Origin of the sequence: Maribacter aquivivus (assembly GCF_900142175.1) — a bacterium.
In the GTDB taxonomy this organism is placed as follows: Bacteria; Bacteroidota; Bacteroidia; order Flavobacteriales; family Flavobacteriaceae; genus Maribacter; species Maribacter aquivivus.
Genome location: NZ_FQZX01000001.1, coordinates 1,435,083 through 1,455,756 on the forward strand (window position 1 = coordinate 1,435,083; position 20,674 = coordinate 1,455,756).

Annotated in this window: 17 protein-coding genes; 7 read left to right on the forward strand and 10 right to left on the reverse strand. The window is 36.3% G+C overall.

All coding sequences use genetic code 11. The features are described from left to right. The first annotated feature begins 212 nt into the window (after positions 1–212). From BUC31_RS06025 to BUC31_RS06050, 6 genes are all read left to right on the forward strand, one after another. Positions 213–788 (forward strand): 30S ribosomal protein S16, encoded by a 576-nt coding sequence (locus BUC31_RS06025; RefSeq protein ID WP_073242169.1) that lies wholly within the window; start codon positions 213–215, stop codon positions 786–788. 13 nt (positions 789–801) lie between these two features. Next, positions 802–1,329: a ribosome maturation factor RimM gene (rimM, locus tag BUC31_RS06030; protein ID WP_073242171.1), complete on the forward strand. Its 528-nt coding sequence runs from the start codon at positions 802–804 to the stop codon at positions 1,327–1,329. A 115-nt stretch (positions 1,330–1,444) separates the two neighbouring features. Next, a complete protein-coding gene (locus BUC31_RS06035) occupies positions 1,445–2,530 on the forward strand; it encodes a sensor histidine kinase (protein WP_084134956.1) in 1,086 nt (361 codons plus the stop codon). Then, complete coding sequence (locus BUC31_RS06040; RefSeq protein WP_073242173.1) at positions 2,527–3,240, forward strand: LytR/AlgR family response regulator transcription factor; 714 nt, start codon at positions 2,527–2,529, stop codon at positions 3,238–3,240. Before BUC31_RS06035 ends, BUC31_RS06040 begins: the two co-directional genes overlap by 4 nt. A gap of 10 nt (positions 3,241–3,250) precedes the next feature. Then, positions 3,251–3,964 carry a tRNA1(Val) (adenine(37)-N6)-methyltransferase gene (locus BUC31_RS06045; protein ID WP_073242175.1) on the forward strand — a complete coding sequence of 238 codons (714 nt, stop codon included), beginning with the start codon at positions 3,251–3,253 and terminating at the stop codon, positions 3,962–3,964. 55 nt (positions 3,965–4,019) lie between these two features. After that, on the forward strand, positions 4,020–5,198 hold the full coding sequence (locus BUC31_RS06050; RefSeq protein ID WP_073242177.1) for an acyl-CoA dehydrogenase family protein: 1,179 nt from the start codon (positions 4,020–4,022) through the stop codon (positions 5,196–5,198). Between the two features lie 133 nt (positions 5,199–5,331). On the opposite strand, the gene BUC31_RS06055 is transcribed toward BUC31_RS06050, so the two are convergent. The 6 genes from BUC31_RS06055 to BUC31_RS06080 form a co-directional block, all read right to left on the reverse strand. After that, the gene (locus BUC31_RS06055; RefSeq protein WP_139251903.1) at positions 5,332–6,669 is read right to left on the reverse strand and encodes a GH1 family beta-glucosidase; all 1,338 of its coding nucleotides are present in this window, start codon (positions 6,667–6,669) and stop codon (positions 5,332–5,334) included. A gap of 39 nt (positions 6,670–6,708) precedes the next feature. Continuing rightward, positions 6,709–7,707 carry a glycosyltransferase family protein gene (locus tag BUC31_RS06060; RefSeq protein WP_073242181.1) on the reverse strand — a complete coding sequence of 333 codons (999 nt, stop codon included), beginning with the start codon at positions 7,705–7,707 and terminating at the stop codon, positions 6,709–6,711. Beyond that, complete coding sequence (locus BUC31_RS06065) at positions 7,704–8,567, reverse strand: UDP-2,3-diacylglucosamine diphosphatase (protein ID WP_073242183.1); 864 nt, start codon at positions 8,565–8,567, stop codon at positions 7,704–7,706. The genes BUC31_RS06060 and BUC31_RS06065 overlap by 4 nt, the downstream gene beginning before the upstream one ends. Positions 8,568–8,803: 236 nt before the next feature. Beyond that, positions 8,804–11,101: an FdhF/YdeP family oxidoreductase gene (locus BUC31_RS06070; protein ID WP_073242185.1), complete on the reverse strand. Its 2,298-nt coding sequence runs from the start codon at positions 11,099–11,101 to the stop codon at positions 8,804–8,806. An 83-nt stretch (positions 11,102–11,184) separates the two neighbouring features. Beyond that, on the reverse strand, positions 11,185–11,550 hold the full coding sequence (locus BUC31_RS06075) for a DUF7009 family protein (RefSeq protein ID WP_073242187.1): 366 nt from the start codon (positions 11,548–11,550) through the stop codon (positions 11,185–11,187). A gap of 266 nt (positions 11,551–11,816) precedes the next feature. Beyond that, positions 11,817–12,695: a nucleotidyltransferase family protein gene (locus tag BUC31_RS06080; protein WP_073242189.1), complete on the reverse strand. Its 879-nt coding sequence runs from the start codon at positions 12,693–12,695 to the stop codon at positions 11,817–11,819. Between the two features lie 143 nt (positions 12,696–12,838). Here BUC31_RS06080 and BUC31_RS06085 point away from each other — a divergent pair, with 143 nt between their 5' ends. Further along, on the forward strand, positions 12,839–14,191 hold the full coding sequence (locus BUC31_RS06085; RefSeq protein ID WP_073242191.1) for a Gfo/Idh/MocA family protein: 1,353 nt from the start codon (positions 12,839–12,841) through the stop codon (positions 14,189–14,191). A 9-nt stretch (positions 14,192–14,200) separates the two neighbouring features. Here the strand turns inward: BUC31_RS06085 and BUC31_RS06090 are convergent, their stop codons facing one another. The 4 genes from BUC31_RS06090 to BUC31_RS06105 all read right to left on the reverse strand — a co-directional run bounded on the left by BUC31_RS06090 (position 14,201) and on the right by BUC31_RS06105 (position 20,209). Further along, a complete protein-coding gene (locus BUC31_RS06090) occupies positions 14,201–15,376 on the reverse strand; it encodes an AEC family transporter (protein ID WP_073242193.1) in 1,176 nt (391 codons plus the stop codon). Between the two features lie 118 nt (positions 15,377–15,494). Further along, positions 15,495–16,685 carry a pyridoxal phosphate-dependent aminotransferase gene (locus tag BUC31_RS06095; protein ID WP_073242195.1) on the reverse strand — a complete coding sequence of 397 codons (1,191 nt, stop codon included), beginning with the start codon at positions 16,683–16,685 and terminating at the stop codon, positions 15,495–15,497. A 28-nt stretch (positions 16,686–16,713) separates the two neighbouring features. After that, on the reverse strand, positions 16,714–17,217 hold the full coding sequence (locus BUC31_RS06100; RefSeq protein WP_073242197.1) for a hypothetical protein: 504 nt from the start codon (positions 17,215–17,217) through the stop codon (positions 16,714–16,716). 28 nt (positions 17,218–17,245) lie between these two features. Beyond that, a complete protein-coding gene (locus BUC31_RS06105; protein WP_170861931.1) occupies positions 17,246–20,209 on the reverse strand; it encodes a TonB-dependent receptor in 2,964 nt (987 codons plus the stop codon). Positions 20,210–20,674 lie beyond the last annotated feature (465 nt).

Consider the following 20,674-nt stretch of genomic DNA (forward strand, 5'->3'; position numbering starts at 1 on the left):
ATAATGTCCCTGAAGATGTTGAATTTTACTATATAGATTTTTATAAGAGATGATTTTGTCATATAATAAATAACTTTATATGATGCTTGCCATTTCGGTATTTTGAATTATATTTGCACCCGCTTTCAGATTAGCTTTGCTTACTGATGGCGAACGAGTTAAAAAACTAGAATTAATAATCAAGGGTCGGGCACCCTACAAATTAATGTGATATGCCAGTAAAAATTAGATTACAAAGACACGGTAAAAAAGGAAAACCATTCTATTGGGTAGTTGCTGCAGATGCAAGAGCTAAAAGAGATGGTAAATTCTTAGAGAAATTAGGTATCTACAATCCTAATACAAACCCTGCAACAATTGAACTTAACATAGATAGTTCAGTACAATGGTTGCAAAACGGTGCACAACCTACAGATACAGCTAAAGCTATTCTTTCTTATAGAGGTGTTCTTTTAAAGCATCACTTATTAGGTGGTGTTCGTAAAGGTGCATTGACTGAAGAGCAAGCAGAAGAAAAATTCAATGCTTGGGTTGTTGAAAAAGAAGCTTCTATTGCTAACAAAGTTGGTGGTTTAGATAAAGTAAAAGCTGATGCTAGAGCAGCTGCTTTGAAATTAGAAAAAGAAGTAAACGATAAGCGTGCTGCTGATGCTGCCGCTGCTGCTTTACCAGAAGTTGCTGAAGGTGAAAACGCTGAAGCTGAAGTAGAAGCTGTTGAAGCTGCTGGCGAGCCAGAACAAGTTGTTGAAACTCCAGAAGCTCCGGCTGCTGAAGAAGATAAAGCATAATTTTTAAGAGACGATGCGCAAGGAAGATTGTTTCTACCTAGGTAATATCGTTTCAAAATATAGTTTCAAAGGGGAGGTGCTAGTAAAACTAGATACCGATGATCCCGAGATTTACGAAAACATGGAATCAGTATTCGTTTCTTTAGGAAACAATCTGGTTCCATTTTTTATTAAAAGATGCCGCCTTCATAAATCAAACTTACTTCGTATAGATTTTGAAGAAGTGAAATCAGAATCTGATGCAGATCGCATTATGAAATCTGGACTCTATTTACCTCTTACCATGTTGCCAAAACTTACGGGTAACAAGTTTTATTACCACGAAATTATCGGTTTCTCTATGATAGATTCTGTTCATGGTGATATTGGTATTGTACAAAGTGTAAACGATACTACAGCTCAAGCCTTGTTCGAAGTTGAGAAAGAAGATAAGCAACTGCTTATACCTGTTAGTGATGACATTATTACCAAAATAGACCGCGAGAACAAAAGTATTTTTGTGAAGACCCCAGAGGGACTTGTAGATTTATACCTTTCTTAAATTTTCTTAACTTTTTTTAAGCTACTCTTTAGTTGATAATTGTACTATAGCGTAAAAAATAATAAAGATCGATATCAATAGTAATTAATAGTAGAAATAGTATTAATTTTTCATCATGGATATTAGATTGATGAAGTTTTTACGAAAGCCTAAGTTTTTCGGAACAAATGAAATCAAACCATGGCATCATTTTTTGTTCTGGTCTGTTTATTTCATCTTTAATACTTTTCGATGGTCATTTATTCATAATGATTTTTTACTTTCTCTACAGACTAATTTAATCGGCTTTCCTATCCATATGTTTTTGGCGTATTTAAATGCATATTATTTAATGCCTGTGTTTATTTATACTCAAAAGTATGTTCAATATGTCATCTATATACTCTTGGCATTATTTATAATGTTATTGATTAAGTATAATCTAACTTATTATTTGGTAAGTACAGATGTGATGCCAGAAAGTTTAGATGTAATTGATAGCTTAACAGTGGGTTATGCTGTGCAGACAATGATAGGTGAGGTATATGTAATATCGTTTTTTACAGCCATTAAATTAACGATTGATTGGCTTAGAGAGAGTAGTAAACTTCATGATTTAGAAAAGCGACAATTAAAAACCGAACTCCGTTTTTTACGTTCTCAGATTTCTCCACATTTCTTTTTCAATACATTAAATAATATATATTCTTTAACGCTAGAAAAATCTGATCAGGCACCTGAGGTTATTTTAAAATTGTCTGAACTGATGCGGTATTTATTGTATGCAACAAAAAAGCAACGACAAGATTTAACAAGTGAGATCAATTGTATTAGAAATTATATAGATTTGGAGCGTATTCGATTCGATGATTCTTTGAAAATAGATATGAATATATCAGGTAATCTTGATGACTGTAGTATATCGCCCATGTTATTGATTCCGCTAATTGAAAATTGCTTTAAGCATGGGGCAAGTAAGAATATAGGGGAAATGAAGATTAAAATTGACGTAAAGGTAGAGGATGGTTTTATGGATTTTAAAGTTTCTAATTCCATACCTAATGTCAATAAAGAGTATGTTTATCCAATAAAAAGAGGTGGTATTGGTCTATCGAATGTGAAGAAGCGTTTAGAGCTAGGCTATGGTAAAAATGATTATGATTTAAAGATATTCGAAGAGAATAAAATGTTCAATGTTTTTTTAAAGCTTAAGGTGATATGATTTTGAAAGTGATAGTTGTAGATGATGAACCGTTGGCAGTAAATGTGCTTAAAAACTATATAGAAAGAGTTAAAGAGTTGCAATTAGAAGGCACCTTTTTAAATGCTTTAGATGCGTCCACTTTTTTAAGAGACAACCAAGTTGATATTATGTTCTTGGACATTAATATGCCTTTTCTTGACGGATTAGAATTCTTGAGTACGCTAGATAAAAAACCATTTGTTATCATGACTACGGCACATGAAGAGCATGCATTAAAGAGTTTTGAACTTGAGGCTATAGATTATTTAGTAAAACCAATTTCATTACCACGTTTTTTTAAGTCTGTAGATAGAGTTATAAAACTAAAAAAAGGTTCTGATAATGGTTCGTCAGATAAAGACGATAAACCATCTATTTTTGTGAAGGTCGATAAAAAGAAGCTTCAGAAAATTTACCTTGAAGAGATTATGGTAATAGAAAGCCTAAAAGATTATATCAGAATTATTACTCCAACCGCTAAATATATCATTCATAGAACGCTAAGTAGTTTTACCGATGAGTTACCAGGCGATAATTTTCTTAGAATTCATAGATCGTATACTATTGCTGTGGATAAGGTGAGTGTGGTTGAAGGTAATAGTGTTGAAATTGGCGGTATTAGATATACCATTGGTAGAAGCTACTTAACAGATGCCAAAAGTAGAATATTGAATGATTTAACCCATTAAGATCTTTCCTGTGAACGAGCCTTTTAAATTTAAACAATTCAGTGTTAATCAAGATCGCTGTGCCATGAAAATTGGTACTGACGGTGTTCTGCTAGGTGCATGGACAAATATTGAAAACAATCCAGAATCTATTCTTGATATTGGTGCTGGCACAGGTGTTATTTCGTTGATGCTGGCACAACGATGCTTTGCGGAAGTAATGGATGCCATAGAGATTGATGCAGATGCCTATGAGCAATGTGTGGAAAATTTTGAATTATCACCATGGGGCGATCGCTTATATTGCTACCATGCCGGTCTAGACGAGTTTGTAGATGAAATTGAAGACCAATATGAATTGATTATTTGTAACCCACCATTTTATTCTGAGACAGTAACTTCTGGAAATTTGCAACGTGATCAGGCGCGACAAAATGAGTTTCTTCCTTTCAACGAGCTTTTAGAGGGAGTTTCGAAATTGTTAACCGAAAACGGATTGTTCACTACAATTTTACCTTTTAAAGAAAAAGAGTCTTTTATACATATGGCAGCAGACTTAGGTTTGTTTCCAAAAGAATGTCTTCATGTAAAAGGCAACCCAACGGCAGAAATAAAGCGTGTACTTTTAGCGTTCTCTAGAGAAGAGCAAGAATGTAAGACTGCCGAGTTGGGCATTGAAACAGACAGGCATGTCTATACTGCTGAGTATGTGGACTTGACTAAAGAGTTTTATTTAAAAATGTAACTTTAGTCTTGCATATTGTTATATTTCTTTATTTATCTTTGATGAAAGCATTGTTATGAGACCAGATTTATTTGAAGCACCAGATTACTACAATTTAGATGATTTACTTTCTGAAGAGCATCTGTTAGTTCGTGATGCCGCACGCCAGTGGGTGAAGAGAGATGTATCTCCAATTATTGAAGAATATGCCCAAAAAGCAGAATTTCCAAAACAGATTATAAAAGGTCTTGCCGAGATAGGTGCTTTTGGTCCATATATTCCTGAGGAGTATGGTGGTGCCGGATTGGATCAAATCAGTTACGGACTCATCATGCAAGAAATTGAGAGAGGTGATAGTGGTGTTCGTTCTACGGCATCGGTACAATCGTCTTTAGTTATGTACCCTATATTCACCTATGGAACAGAAGAACAACGAAAAAAATACTTACCCAAATTAGCTTCTGGTGAATGGATGGGGTCTTTCGGATTAACCGAGCCTAACCATGGTTCTAACCCTAGCGGTATGGAAACCAAGTATAAAGATATGGGTGATCATTATCTTTTAAACGGAGCTAAACTTTGGATATCAAATTCACCTTTCTGTGATATTGCCGTTGTATGGGCAAAGAATGAAGAAGGTCGTATACACGGTTTAATTGTAGAGCGTGGTATGGAAGGTTTTACAACGCCAGAAACGCATAACAAGTGGTCTTTAAGAGCTTCTGCAACGGGAGAATTGATCTTTGATAATGTAAAAGTGCCTAAAGAAAATCTTTTGCCAAATAAATCTGGATTAGGTGCGCCATTAGGTTGTTTAGATTCAGCAAGATTCGGTATTGCTTGGGGTGCAATCGGTGCAGCTATGGATTGTTATGATACGGCATTAAGATATGCAAAAGAACGTGTGCAATTTGGTAAACCTATTGCCGCTACGCAATTACAGCAAAAGAAATTGGCAGAAATGATTACCGAAATTACTAAGGCGCAATTATTGGCGTTTAGATTGGGGCAATTAAAGAATCAAGGTAAAGCAACCTCTGCTCAGATCTCCATGGCGAAAAGGAACAATGTTGAAATGGCCATTAACATTGCTCGCGAAGCTAGACAAGTATTAGGTGGTATGGGTATTACTGGCGAATACAGTATTATGCGCCATATGATGAACTTAGAAAGTGTTATTACGTATGAGGGTACTCATGATATTCATTTGCTAATTACTGGTGCAGATATTACAGGAATGCCAGCTTTTCAATAAGGTAACATTTTGGTAGTATAGCCATAACATGTAACAAAAAAACGACAACTACCTTTGTCTTGCGCGTGTAAGATGTGTGCATGTTTTTTGGATAAAAGCTTAAGCCGATGGGAGCATCGGCTTTTTTATGCGCTTAACTCTTGTGAGATAAAAACTGAGAAAACCATTTTCCTGATTCTTTGATTGTTCTTTTAAGTGTTTTAAAATCGATATGTACCAACCCGAATCTGGGGAAGTAGCCTTCTGCCCATTCAAAGTTGTCAGTAAACGTCCACACGAAATACCCGTGAATATTTAAACCTTCTTGTTTTGCTTTTAGAACTTCACTCAAATAACGTTTTAGAAAATTTAATCGGTCTAAATCGGTTATAATTTCTCCGTCAATGGTGTCTTTAAATGCAGCGCCATTCTCTGTGATAATTATTTTTTTAATCTGAGAATACTCACCGAATTTCTTGATCATATTGTAAATACTAGGTGGGTACACCTCCCAATCCATCAAGGTGATTTCTACATTTCGTTTGCTGGCTTTTACAATTTTAGCTCTTATATATGGTACTAAAAGACTGTATTTTACCTTTTCACGAGTATAGTTTTGAATTCCGATAAAATCAAAATCGAACTTACAGTCTTCCATGTCGGTCGGCTGAATGTAGGGTTGCAATTTTTTTAGAATTGGAGCTTCAATTGTGGGGTAACCTAAGCCTAGAGCGGGTTCAATAAATAGACGATTGAGCAAAGCATCGACCATTATTGCAGTTTTTTTATCTCGCTTATTCTGTCTGTACGGGGTAATTTGTGAGCATGAAAATGTAGTGCCTATTTGTGCGCCAGGTACTAATTTTCTGAGTATTCTGCCACCTTCCGACTGACAAAGAACTGCGTGGTGTGCAGCGGGTAGAAAATTCTTTAATCCCTTTTTTCCGGGTGCATGTACGCCTAAAAAATATCCAGCTCCTGTGAATACCATGGGTTCATTTAAAACCATCCAATGTTTTACCCGGTCGCCAAAGGCATTGGCACAGACTTGCGTAAATTCTGAGAACCATGTTACAATCTGTCTATTTGTCCATCCTCCTTTATTTTCCAATATTTGTGGTAGATCCCAATGGTAGAGCGTAACCCAAGGTGTAATTTCGTTTTCTAGGCAAAAGTCTATTACCTTATTATAGAAATCTAATCCTGCCGCATTTATGGTTCCTATACCATAGGGTAAAATTCTGGTCCACGATAATGAGAATCGATAGTTGTCAATATTCATAGACTTCATCAAAAGAATATCTTCTTTATACTTATGATAAAAATCGCAAGAGACATTTGCATTGTCTTCATTATGAATCATTTTCGGGGTGTCGGTAAACTTGTCCCAAATGGATCGACCTTTGCCATCTGCATCATGACCACCTTCAATTTGATATGCTGCCGTTGATACGCCCCATGTAAAATCTTCACCAAAATCTGATGCGTTCAAAAAGGGTACTTTTTGTTCTTTCAATTGAATTGGGCTTTTTTAGCGAATTACTAGGGATTCTTCTAGCAGTTTTGAAACGATTTGATCTGTAGTATCTGGATAATCTACTGGTACAACAGTATCAGTATTCAACCAATCTTTCAGTTTGGCTAAGTGCTTTTTTTTAAGTGATTTAATTACAGGAACTCCCATTTCTGATAATGCTGCGGCATTGCATTGCTGTTCGTATTGTCCTTTCATGGGTATTACTAGTAATTTCTTTTGCATGAAAAGACTTTCTGCTGGGGTTTCAAAACCCGCTCCGCAAAATACACCTTTGCTAGAAGCCATGCTCTTTACAAAGGCTTCATTTGTAATGGGTTTTATATGAATGTTATTGCTGAAATATTCATAGTTATTGTGCTTTGAAAATACCTCCCATTTTGTGTTTTTCATCTTGCTTAAAAAGCGCAACAATTTTTCATCACTATATGACGGTAAATACACCGTATAATGTTCACCATTTGAAACTGCAGCAGAACGAACATCGTTTCTTATTATAGGTGTGTAGATATTTGCTTCGTAAGGTTTGAAATGAAGTCCGAATTGATGGCTTGTAGGGGCGTAATTATTCAAAATCCAATTGCCCATTCTGTCTTTCTTCTTAGGCTTTGGAGCTAAATTAGATAGTACTGCAGCTTGGTGACTAAAACTATAACAAGGTTTGTTTTTTAACTTACATGCCCATGCCGTTACGGGTTCAAAATCATTTATGATGAGGTCATATTCTTCTACAGGTATGCTTTTGATTTCTTTCTGTAACCGAAGGGAGTTTGCCCTGTAATAGGTCTTCCAAACATCTATGCCTCCTTTTTTTCCAAAGATGAAACTTAGCCCTTTTAATTGATATTTAATAGGGTAGGGCAGCTTAATATCTGCTTGTATACCGCTCACCAAAATGTCTAAAGAAATGTTGTGTTTTAAAAGAGCGGGTATAACGTCTCGTGCTCTGCTTAAATGTCCGTTGCCGGTACCTTGTATTGCGTATAATACTTTCATTTGGTCTGTTGGGTCATTCCACTAATTCTAAACTCTTCTAATAGACTTTCAAAAAGCTCTGCCTTTTCTAAGACAAAAGTTTCCTCTTTGCTATCTTCTTTGTGGTCAATTACAAGTTGGTCTTCTAGGTAAGAGTATAGCTTCCATTTTCCTTTATGGTATTCAAGGGCTGTTAAATTCTCGATCCAATCTCCCGAATTTAAATAGGTGACCTCACCTTTGTCCGTCTTTATTTTACGAATTTCTGGTTGGTGAATATGTCCGCATATCACATAGTCATAACCATTCTCTATAGCTATATCTGCAGCAATCTCTTCAAAGTCGTTAATAAACTTAACGGCAGATTTTACACTGTTCTTTATTTTTTTAGACATAGAGATCGGACCTCTACCCATTTTCTTGCTAACGAAGTTTATGCCTCTATTTAATAGAATTAAGGAGTCGTACCCTTTAGCGCCAAGTTTGGCAACCCATTTACTATGTTGCATGGTAACATCAAAGACATCACCATGAAAAATCCATGCTTTTTTATCTGCAAGCGGAATCACCATTTTATTAACGATGCTTAAAGACCCCATGTTATTACCAGAGAATTTACGCAACAGTTCATCGTGGTTACCGGTAATATAATGTACAGGTACGCCTTTGGCAACCCACTCTAGTAAAAGCTTAATTACCTTCATGTGAGATTTTGGAAAATAGCGTTTACTAAATTGCCAAATGTCAACAATATCACCATTAAGAATTACTTCTTTTGGCTTTATGGATTTCATGTATTTTAAAAGCTCTTTAGCGTGGCACCCGTATGTTCCTAAATGAACATCAGAAATGACTACAATGTCAACTGGTCTTTTTTTCATAAAATAAGTGGAGGTTTACCTGAAGATTTTGAAATATTAAAAAGGAGTAGATTGACCTCCAACTTGGCATTATATGCAAGAAGGACATTTGAGAAAACGGTCAATTCAATAGATTTCATGTACTGAAACATATGACCGTAAAGATTCGAATAATAAGAGGATAGATGAGTTACTACTAACTTATTTTTGAGTTACTAGATTGTTAAATAATTGAATTTCAATGTGAGATTGGTTAACTATTTCTTTACCAATCTCACTTTAACAGACTTGCTAATAGGTGTTTTGCTTCGGTCGGCAAAATGATTGTAGGGTACCAATACATTAGTTTCTGGAAAATAAGATGCCAAATTACCTGAAGGTATATTGTACGGTACTACTTTAAAGTTGTGAGCAGTTCTAATTTGGTCATCATAAGTACTGGTAATATCGACCACATCTAATTTTTTGAGTCCGACCGCTTTCATGTCATCAATATTCATGAAAATTACCCGTCTTGCATTATATACTCCTCTATAACGATCATCAAGACCATAAATAGTGGTATTGAATTGATCGTGAGAACGAATGGTCATTAACATGTACTCATCTTTAGCCAATTTGTGCTCGGGTAATTTATTGACCGAAAATTGTGCTTTTCCATTTGGTAGCATGCTAAAATCTAACTCACGTACATTGTTTGGTAAGTAGTAACCTGCACCTACAGAACGTTCTTCTGTTTTGCTGAATCCTTTGGCAACTTGATCTATCTGCGTTCTGATTAATTCATAATCATTACCAAGAGCCTTCCAATTCATAGAATGACCTTCACCGAAATATGCATGTCCCATATTCGCGATAATCTCTGGCTCGCTCATTATGGTGTCCGCGGCAGGTTTTAGAATCCCTTTAGAACGTTTTACACGTCCCATACTGTTTTCTACCGTAAAATGACGTGGTTTGCCATCTTTCATGTCTTTCTCTGATCTACCTATAGTAGGGAGAATTAGGGCTGTTTTGCCGGTAATTAAGTGTGTTCTGTTCAATTTGGTACTTACCTGTATTGTAAGGTCGCAATTTTGAATACCCTTGGCAGTATATTCAGTATCAGAAGCCGCCATTAAAAAGTTTCCTCCCAAACACATAAATACTTTAGCATTGCCTTCATACATAGCTTTTAGCGTACCTACAACATCTAAACCTTCGTGATCTGGCGGGGTAAAACCTAAATGTTCTTTAATACGTTTATTCATTGCCGTGTCAACAAAATGCTGAATTCCAACACTACGATCACCTTGTACATTACTATGACCACGTACTGGGCATGTGCCCGTATTTGGTTTGCCTATGGCCCCTTTTAATAATAGAAGATTTATATATTCTCTTATATTTTCTACTCCATTTTTATGCTGTGTAAGACCCATAGCCCAACATACAATAATTTTAGATTTGCTAGCTAATAACGCTACAGTTTCATTGATTTTTTCTTCGGATACGCCTGTTTTTGCTAATAGTTCTTCTGATGTATAATTCTTAAGGTCAGCAATTAATGACTCATAACCATCTGTATATTTTTCAATAAAGGCGTGGTCAAATACATCATTTGATTGTTCTTCTAAAGCAACTAATTTCTTTAGGATCAATTTCACCAAAGGGATGTCTTGATTGATGTTGACCGGTAAATGAATATCTGCCATGTCTTCGCCGCCGCCTATCCAACCGCCAAGATGTTGCGGATTTTTAAAATTCACTAATCCAGATTCCTCAAGCGGATTTATACTAATCACCTTGCCGCCATTTTTCTTGCATTTTTCTAGGGCAGATAACATTCTTGGGTGATTGGTGCCTGGGTTCTGACCGGCTATTAAAATGACCTCAGCTTCGTAAAGATCTTCTAAAGTTGTTGATCCTTTACCAATACCTAAAGTTTCACCTAAAGCAACACCGCTACTTTCATGGCACATGTTAGAGCAGTCTGGTAAGTTATTGGTGCCTAAAGCACGGGCAAACATACCATATATGAAAGCGGCTTCGTTACTTGATCTTCCTGAGGTGTAAAAAATAGCCTCGTTTGGGTTATTTAGTTTTTTTAATTCTGATGCGATTAAATCAAAAGCAGCTTGCCAAGAGATAGGTTCGTAGTAAACACTACCAGGTTTTAAAATCAATGGTTCTACTAAACGCCCAAATTTGTTTAGTTCATAGTCAGTTAATTGAGACAATTCTTCAACCGAGTTCTTTTGAAAGAAACTTGCGCCAATTTTTTCAGTAGTAGCTTCATCGCCTAAGGCTTTAGCCCCATTTTCGCAATATTCAGCTACAGGAGATGGATGTTCTGGGTCTGGCCATGCGCAACTTGGGCAATCGAAACCGTCTTTCTGATTCATGCTCAGTAAAGTACGCATGGATCGTAAAACGCCCATTTCTTTAAAAGTATGTTTTAAAGCTTCACGAACACCGAGATAGCCTGCGGCATGTGTAATGGGGTCTTTTAATTCAATATCAAAAAAATCTTCTGACCCTCTAAATGAGACGTTGCGTTCGGTTTTTGCATCCATACACTAAACTTAGTAAATGTATAAGAAACCACAGCAATCAAATGCATTAAAACTACCTTAAAAATGATAAGATTTACTAGATTTTAACTCAACTTAGGGTTTGGGTAGTTATCAGATTGATCTTCTATTGTGTTATCTAAACAAGTAAAATCTTTTTCTAAAAGTAAGTAGAGTTCGTTGCCAGATGTTGTTTTTATAGTATGGTCATAGGTGATAATATCATTTTCAAACCAAACCTTACCGGTAGTTTCTGGCATTTCTAAAGTAACCCGATTGTTTTCAAAGCTAATTCGTAATTGATTGGCATCACGCGTAAGAATAACTCCGTAACTGAATACCTGACTTCCAAAATTAGTGCTGTCGTAAATCTCGCCATTTGTAGAGAGCGATTTAACTTCTGATTGGGTTAGTCGAAACCTAACAGAATCACCTTTTATTCTAATTTTCATAGCTATAAATTGAGTTCACAACAAAAATAGACCATCTGACAACAAAAAATAAGCAGTTGACATCAATTTGTTTCTAATATTTAACCTTACCTGTACATTTACAATGTAATAAAAAACGAATTAAAATTTTTTCATTTTCATATAGTGTTCTCGTAAAAGAGTCCGGTCTGTTAAGATCGGACTCTTTTTAGTTTAGGTCATTTTTGAGCATAAAAAAACCCATTAAATGTATATCTAATGGGTCTTATTTTATAATAATGAATTTCTTATTTCCAAATAGGAGCAGGGTATTTACCTGAATCAGATTTTTCTTTTAAGCTACTCATTGCTTTTTCTTTATCACTTGCATACGTAACACCAAACCAGTCTCCGCCAGAAGGTATACATTTTACTTCAATCTCTTTTGCTTGAAGCATTTCTTGTATCATTAAAGGAATGTACAATTCGCTGTTAGCAATACGGTCATCGTCTTTCAAGAAAGTTCTGAATTCAGATTCTATTTTATCAAAGATAGAAGGTCTACATACCCAAAAATTCATACTAGCTTGTTCATCACCAGTAAACTCTAGGTTAGTATCCTCATCAAGAATATTATTCTCTTTTTGAACCAATTTTAAACGCTCTTGAACAGAAACTAAATTATCTCCGTTTACTTCACAAACGCCTCTAGAAACTGAACCGTGTTCAGATAAAGTATCTTTTAAAGTGTATCCTAAAAGTGCATATGCTTCATCATTAGATTTCATGAAATCAGCAGCTTTTTTGTAAGCAGATTGTCCGTAAAAATCATCGGCATTGATAACTACAAATGGTCCGTCGATTACTTTTCTTGCGGTCCAAACTGCATGTGCCGTACCCCATGGTTTCTTACGCTCACCAGTGAAGGTAACTCCATCAGGTAAATCTGTAAGTTCTTGGGCAAGAACATTTAATTTTATAGTACTTGGTATTCTTTTAGAAAGATGCTCTTCTAAAAAAGAAACGTTCTCTTTTTTGGTAATAACTACAATTTGCTCAAAATTATTCTGGATGGCGTCATAAATGGCAAACTCCATTAAAAACTCACCATTAGGACCTAAATCATCAAATTGTTTTAGCTTTCCATATCTACTACCGCTACCGGCAGCCATTAAAAGTAATGTCATAATTTTCTGTATTTACAGCGCAAAAGTAGCGAATGTGATTAAAATTCGTACAAATTATCGGGTGTAACCTCATTATAATTGATGATAAGTTAATATGGGTCGGTAACTTTTTATAAATTCAGAGTTCATAAAATTTACATCGTATGGCATCAAGAAGAAATTTTATTAAGAATACATCAATAGCTGGTATGGGACTATTTGCAGTACCTGGTTTTGCTCATAATAGTTTTAGTGCTGCAGATAAATTAAATGTCGGTTTAATAGGTGTAGGCTTAAGAGGAACTAATCATTTACAGAATCTGTTGCTTAGAAAAGATGTAAATGTTACCGCTATTTGTGATGTTGATGCCGATAGAATAACTATTGCTAAAAAGTACATTTCTGATGCTAAGGGTAAAACCCCAAAAGTTTTTGGAGCGAATGAGTTAGATTATAAGAATCTTTTAGCATTAGCAGATGTTGATGCCGTTATTATTGCCACTCCTTGGTTATGGCATACACGTATGACGGTAGACGCTATGGAAGCCGGTAAATATGCAGGGGTAGAAGTATCTGCTTCTAATACTTTAGAAGAATGTTGGGATTTGGTGAATACCCATGAGCGTACAGGGACACATATGATGATTTTAGAAAACGTGAATTATCGTAGAGATGTTTTGGCGGTTTTGAATATGGTAAAGCAAAATGTATTTGGCGAAATGGTGCATTATAGATGTGGCTATCAGCATGATTTACGACATGTAAAATTCAATGATGGTAAAACGGCTTATGGAAAAGGGGTGGAATTTGGTAAGAAAGGAATATCGGAGTCTAAATGGCGTACCGAGCATTCGGTTAAACGTAATGCAGATGTATACCCAACCCATGGATTGGGACCTATTGCAGTGATGGCAGATGTTAACCGTGGTAATCGTTTTATGTCAATGACATCACATGCATCAAAAGGTATTGGCTTACATAATTATATTGTGAAGGAAGGCGGGGAACAGCACCCTAATGCAAAAGTGAAATTTAAGCAGGGCGATGTTATTACCTCTACTATTGATACTGCTAACGGAGAAACTATTATTATTACCCATGATTGTAATTTGCCAAGACCTTATTCCTTAGGATTTCGTGCGCAAGGTGCTAACGGACTCTGGGAGGTAGACGGTAGTCGAATTTATGTGGAAGGAAAATCTGAGCCACATCAATGGGATGAAGCTCAGCCTTGGTTAGATACCTATGATCACCCACTATGGAAAAAATATGGTGAATATGCCTTAAATGCCGGTCATGGCGGAATGGACTTTTTTGTGCTGAATTCTTTCGTAGAATCTGCAAAGCAAAACATTGCTCCGCCATTAGATGCTTATGATGCTGCGGCTTGGAGTGCGGTTACACCTCTTTCAGAGTTTTCAATTGCCAATAACGGTGAGCCCCAAGATTTCCCTGATTTTACTCGAGGCCTTTGGATGAAAAGAACACCTTATCAATGGATGAAAGAAACCTATTAATTATTACGCCTAACTAGCTTTTGCTTCATTTAAGTTTTTTTTGTCTTCGCGGTTGAAAGTGTTATTTGCAATAGTCATTTGAGCATCGTCATCAATTACTTTTCGACTACTATTTGAACTAAGAGATTTTAGAAGGTCTGGAGCAAAAGTAATAGCTAGAATGACTACGCCAAGACCAATTAAAGTCAGTGGATTGATAAAGTAATCGCTAAACGAGAAAATACCAATAATCAACAATGTAGAAAAGGGTAGCGAACATGCTAGTATGTTCAAACCAAAGTTTACATCAAAAGTTGGATTTGGGTGCTCGTCTTTATCTTCCATAGATTGTATGGCGCTCATATGAGCAAATGGCCAAAAACTACAGGCACTTTGTGGAAATACGACCAATAGTAAAATCATTGCAGGTGTTAAAGCTGGTAGAATGAAAGCAAAAACGCCACTAATTAAAAATGCTATACCACTTCTACGTAATAACATGGATAATATTAGTTTAAATTCTCCCGAATTTATTCTAACGGCCATGCCTATAAATAACAGAACTAATGGGGTCATCAAGCCTTTTATACTCAACGCAGTGTTTTGAAAAAAGGTAGGAAGAGAAGAAAGGTTCAATCCAAAACTTAGCATTACTAAACCTACTACTATAACTATATTTATAGGTTCGTTGATTAATGAAATAAAGAGTCCTTTTAATTTAGCTGAAGATGACTCTTGTTTTTCTATGACCGCGTTTTTTCTATACCAATGCATGGCTAACATGTATAATAATATTAACACAAATATTTTATTTCCAATATCTGCAAGTGCAGCTAGTGCTAAGGTGTCGTCACCTAAGTAAGCTACAATAAATGGAAAACATGAAAGACCAGGTGCAGTAGATGGTAATAACATCATCAAGGTCCGTTTTTTACTATTCTCTTCGTTAGGTAAAGATGCTGCTAAAAAATATTTACTAGCAAGCAACATTAATAGGTTGAAGGTCAGGGCCATTAAAGGGTAGGCCAGTAAGGTACCATTAAGCTCTATTTTGAGAAGGGCCACAAAGATTGTAGCGGGTAGAGCGACACTTAATATTAAGACTTTAACTCCTTTCAAATCTTGCTTGGCTACCTTCTTTTGTAGAAGTACACCAAGACCTATAATAAGTATTAATTCGAGGGTTTTTTGTAGTGCAAAATTCATTTTTCGAGTGTTTTGGTTTGAGTAGATAGATGAATTATGAATAGTCCGAAGGAGTTGAATTCAGGATTTTTGTGTCAAGGCAATTATCCAATCTTCCAACTCCTGGACTAATTCAAACTTAAACTAGCACTTTTTCAAGGGCAGCTGTAAACAACTTCATTTCATCCATAGTACCCATGCTCACACGGCACCAGTTTTTTCCGTAGATTTCAAAAGCTCTTACACCAACACCTTCGGCGGTCATTTTTTCTAAGAAAGGTTTACCGTCCATTTCTATTGGGAATATGATAAAACTTGTAGATGAAGGCACATACTCGAAGCCTAATTTATCAAGATTTTCATACACATATTCTCTACATTCTTTATTCAGTTTTCTAGATTTATTTTTAAAAGCAACATCTTCCATACTTGCCATAGCAGCATAAACAGACGGTAATGAAATACCCATACCGCCACGTGTTATTTTCTGAATAATATCCAATGTTTCTGGTTGTGCAACTACATAACCTACACGTAAACCTGCCATACCTTGAATTTTGGAAAAAGTACGAGCTATGATTACATTTTTACCTTCATTAATTAAGGATACCATACTTTTTTCTGCAGCATCATCTAAGAAACCTAAGTAAGCTTCGTCAATAAAAATCGGAGTTTTTTCAGATACGCGAGAACAGAAATCTATCAGTTCTGCATGGTCTGTCATACTACCCGTTGGGTTATTTGGGTTACAGATGTATACCAATTTTGTATCATTATCTACGGCAGCTTCCATTGCCGCTAAATCGTGAGACCAATCTTTTTTAAGCGGAATTGGTTTCCATGTTGCACCTGTAGCTTCCGCTACTTTAATAAGTGACATGTAAGCAGGATCTGCAGAAACAATATTTCCTCCGTTTTGGAAGAATACCATCGCCGTTTTTTCCAATAAATCAGATGATCCCGGACCCATCATAATATTCTCTTGCTTGACACCTTCTTCTGCAGCAAGTTTATCCATTAACTGATATAGCTCTTTCCAAGCATATCGGTTTCCTTTTGGTGCATATTCCTGCATTGCAGAAACAGCCATTGGTGATGGACCATAAGGATTTTCGTTTGCATTCAATTTTGCTGCAAGCGCTAAAGGTTCTGTTGGTGCATATGGTAAATACTCTTTGAAAAACGGAGTGTACGGTATGTTTCCTTTTGCATCTAATGCAATAGGTTGTGATGGGAAAGCCCCATAGGTCAAATAAGGTGCTGCCATTACACCTGCTGCTGTGAGAACGCCTTTTTTAAGCCAATCTCTTCTGTTTACATTTGTTTTCATACTGTGCTATATTTAAGTTAAAAAATTTCTAGTTTGAATCTACCGGCGTAGCATTGGCACCTATATTTCCTTCGGCAACAACAGTGTCATCGTCTGTGCTCAATGCAATGCTTACATGTGCGTCTAGTGTTTCTAAACTATCGTAGAACGATGTGTCCGTAATGAGAAAGAACTTGTTTTCAGTAAGTTCTCCAGTAGTTCCGTCTACATCATCTAACGTTGTTAAAACCGAAGTACCAACGCCAACTGCTCCATCAATAATCACTGCTGGGTGAAAGGTGTCCTCTATGGTATTGTACATTGATATCTGTACCAATGTTTGCTCTAAATCGGTCTTCCAGAATACGATTCTTCCAAAAACATTGGATCCCATTGGGTCTGTAGAATCTATGGTATAGGCTGTAAAAGTATCTAAGGTGCCACCACCTTCGGCTGCCTCTTGAGCTGAATCTAGCCGCTCTAAATCGCACGACCCGAATGTTATTAAGATTACAGTTAATACACTTAACTTTTTTATATATGTCTTTATCATTTTCTTAATTTTTAATATTAAACATCAATTAGAAGCTTAGTGTAGCCCTTACTGAATAAAAAGCCCCTAGAGATCCTTGTTGTGCATTACCATATAGGTAAAAACCTCTTTCTTCTGATCGATATAAATCGGGATAATTATTGAAAATATTTTGTCCGGTTAGGGTAAAGGCCAAGTTCTCAGAAGCCTTATATGTAATCCCTAAATCAGAGGTAACCTGAGCCGAAAATGTTTGATCAGAATAACCTTGTTCTCCAACATTTGGAAAGTTAGCATCGGTCAAGGTGCCAATACCATCATCTATTCTGGCGATTTCCCCAAAATAGTTACCTCTTAGCATTCCAGACCATTTTCCTATGCTATATGTTGCGGAAGCAATGAATTGTGTATTTGGAACACCTTGCTCATAGGCACCTATTACGGCGCGGTCAATATAAAGGTCTTCAAGTTCTTGATCGGTCAAAACCGTATTCAAGTCAGGAACGTTTGCACCTTCAAAAGTTCTGTCTGATAGTAATCCGGATACGTTTAGATTCAACATTCCTTCACCAACTCTTTCACTATAGTTAGCTACTATTTCTATACCTTTTGTGCTGATATCACCACCGTTAATTCTAAAACTTGCCAAACCAGCACCTATAAGTGGTTCTAAAGCTGGGGCGTCATCTGCGCTAAAGTTACCAGTACTGAACAAGCGGTCTTTAATATCGATTTGAAATGCATCAATACTAAGGTCTAATTTATTAAAAAGTTTTGCGGTAATTCCTAAACCAATGTTGGTAGATCTTTCTTCCTGTAACTGTTGAATACCAATAGTTTTTGCGACTTGACTGCTATTTGGATACAGTGTTCCGTCAAACGGTTCTAGATCAACGAAAAAGGTAAACGTATGTGAGTAATTCAATTCTTGTAATGATGGTGCTCTAAAGCCATTACTGATCGATCCTCTAACTGATAAATTATCTGTAATAGAATAACGAGTAGCAAATTTTCCGGTAAAAACTCCGCCAAAATCCGAGTATTGTTCTGTACGTAACGCACCACTTACAAACCATTTGTCTGTAACATCTAATTCAAGGTCTAGATAAAGTCCAGTAACAGAGCGAAACTCATTTGCCTCGTTCTCAGGGGCAAAACCTCTAAAACATTGACAATTTGGACTGTATTGTAGTACAGGGTAGGAGCTTACACCGGCATAAGGTAGTACAAGAGCATCTCCATTAGCATCAACAATTGGACTCCCGTCCAAACCTTCTAAAGGAAAACCATCTGGTCCAATAAGTTGTTGATTGTCTTCTGTTGCGGTAATAACACCTGCATCACCTGCGGCGTAACTTTCTTCTTGTCCTCTTTCTATAATATAGTTCTCAATTCTAAATTCTCCTCCAATAGCTATGTTAAGGCCAGATAAGAAATCTGGATAGTATCTAGAAAGGTCAAAATTGGTTGTGTTCTGTGTAAATTTGTGCGTACCTAAATCTATTTCTGTTGGTGAAGCGGATTGTAAACTGGCGTTAAACGTATTAAATTGTCCAAGTCTTTGGGTATTAGTGCCAAAGGTGTTGCTAAAATCAAAATCCCATTCACCAACTTTTCCTTTAATACCACCTGTAAAAGCCAAATTGGTTTGATCATTGGTCATTTGTGGTCTAAAACCGTTAGGATATAGGTCATAATTGAAACGATCGGTTTGTGCTGATCTTCTAAAAAAACATCCAAATAGTTGACCGGATTTATACCCAAAATCACCAAAGGAATAAAAGCTGCTTTCAGATGTTTCAGAAAGCGGTATTTCTAGATCATAAGAAACTACACCCAATATACTTGGTGATAAACCTGCAAAGGTGGATATGTCTCTCGCGGTAAGGCCACGAGCGGCAAGTAGACCCGCATCTGTCTGTAATTCTGCGGCAAGTGCAGCATCTCCGGCTGTTTGTGCGGCCAATAATTCAGGATTGGTTATTATAGGGTTACCCTGTGCATCTGTTCGTTCGTTATTTAAATAAGAGTCACCATAAGGTGTAGCGCCGCTAATGTTTGGGCGTATAGCTGCTTCATTTTGACGATAGGTTCCAGCAACGTTAAGATATCCTCCGTTTTCGAAAGAGGTTCCATAATTGATTCCAAGTTGATGTGTTATACCGTCTACTCCGTCCGTATCGTTAAGCAAATCTTGGTCAGATTCACTGATATTGGAATCACTGATATCTGGATTGGAATTGGTATAAAAACCGGCAGTGTAGTTTGCTGTAAATTTGTCTGTACCTTTTCTAGTAACTATATTGATTACCCCTGCAATAGCGTCAGAACCATATTGTGCTGAGGCACCGTCCCTTAAAACTTCCACGCGGTCTATAGCATCCAAGGAAATGAAATCCATATCAACTGAATTTGCAGACCCACCTGTTGCGGAACTAATTAATTGTGCTCCACTATGGCGTCTTTTGCCATTCACTAGAACCAATAATTGATTGGGACCCAAACCTCTTAAAGAAGGCGGTGTAACCGAAGCACTAAGGTCACCCCCTTGCGATCTAACAGCCGTAAATGATGGTGCGGAAGCAACAAGTAATTGACCAACATCCAATTGTGGCATGTTAATGGCCTGTTTACTTACGCTTATAACATCTACAGGACTTGCCGTCTGTAATTTTGTTCTTGCTTGTCCTCTTGAACCTACTACTATGGTCTCTGTCAATTGTTGAGCAGATTCTACCAGTGTAGCGTTTACTGTTGTTTTACTATTAACTGGAATTTCTAATTTGGCATATCCTATAAAGGAGTACACTAAAATGGCGTCACTATCTGCAGTAATGGAATAAAGACCGTCAAAATCTGTAATGACACCTTTTGTGGTTCCTTTGACCAAAACGTTAACACCGGGCAATGGGCCTTGAGCATCTGATACTTTACCGTTAATTGTAATTTCCTGTGCTTGTGCTACGAATAGTGAACATAGTAACAAGAAGGATAATGTTAGAATTTTCTTCATAATCATGTGAGTTTAGTTGTTGCTCAATAGTATGCCTACCTAAAAAGCCCTTCTGTGGTTAGCAGAAATACTAATGGGGGAATACCTTATGCGTAAAAGAAAAGTTCCGGATACTTTACAAGTCAAAAAATCATGTTATTAGGTGATTAAATGACATCTACAATATTATAAATTGTTATAGAAATATAAAAATGACAGTATGTAGTAAGTATTTGTTTTATAGTGTGTTATAATGTGATAATTAGAAAAATAATTAGTATTAATTAAAAAAACTATCAATTATGCAGTTTTGTAAATCAGAATTATAATAAATGTGCTTTAGTGATAATATTGCCCAAAAAGGTGCTTTTTATACAATTATCAATTTGAATAGAGGAAAATAAATAATACCTCATTTATTGGTTCTTTTATTGCCGTATTAATACTAAAAATTACATAACTATAAATTAAATTTGTTAAAAAGGG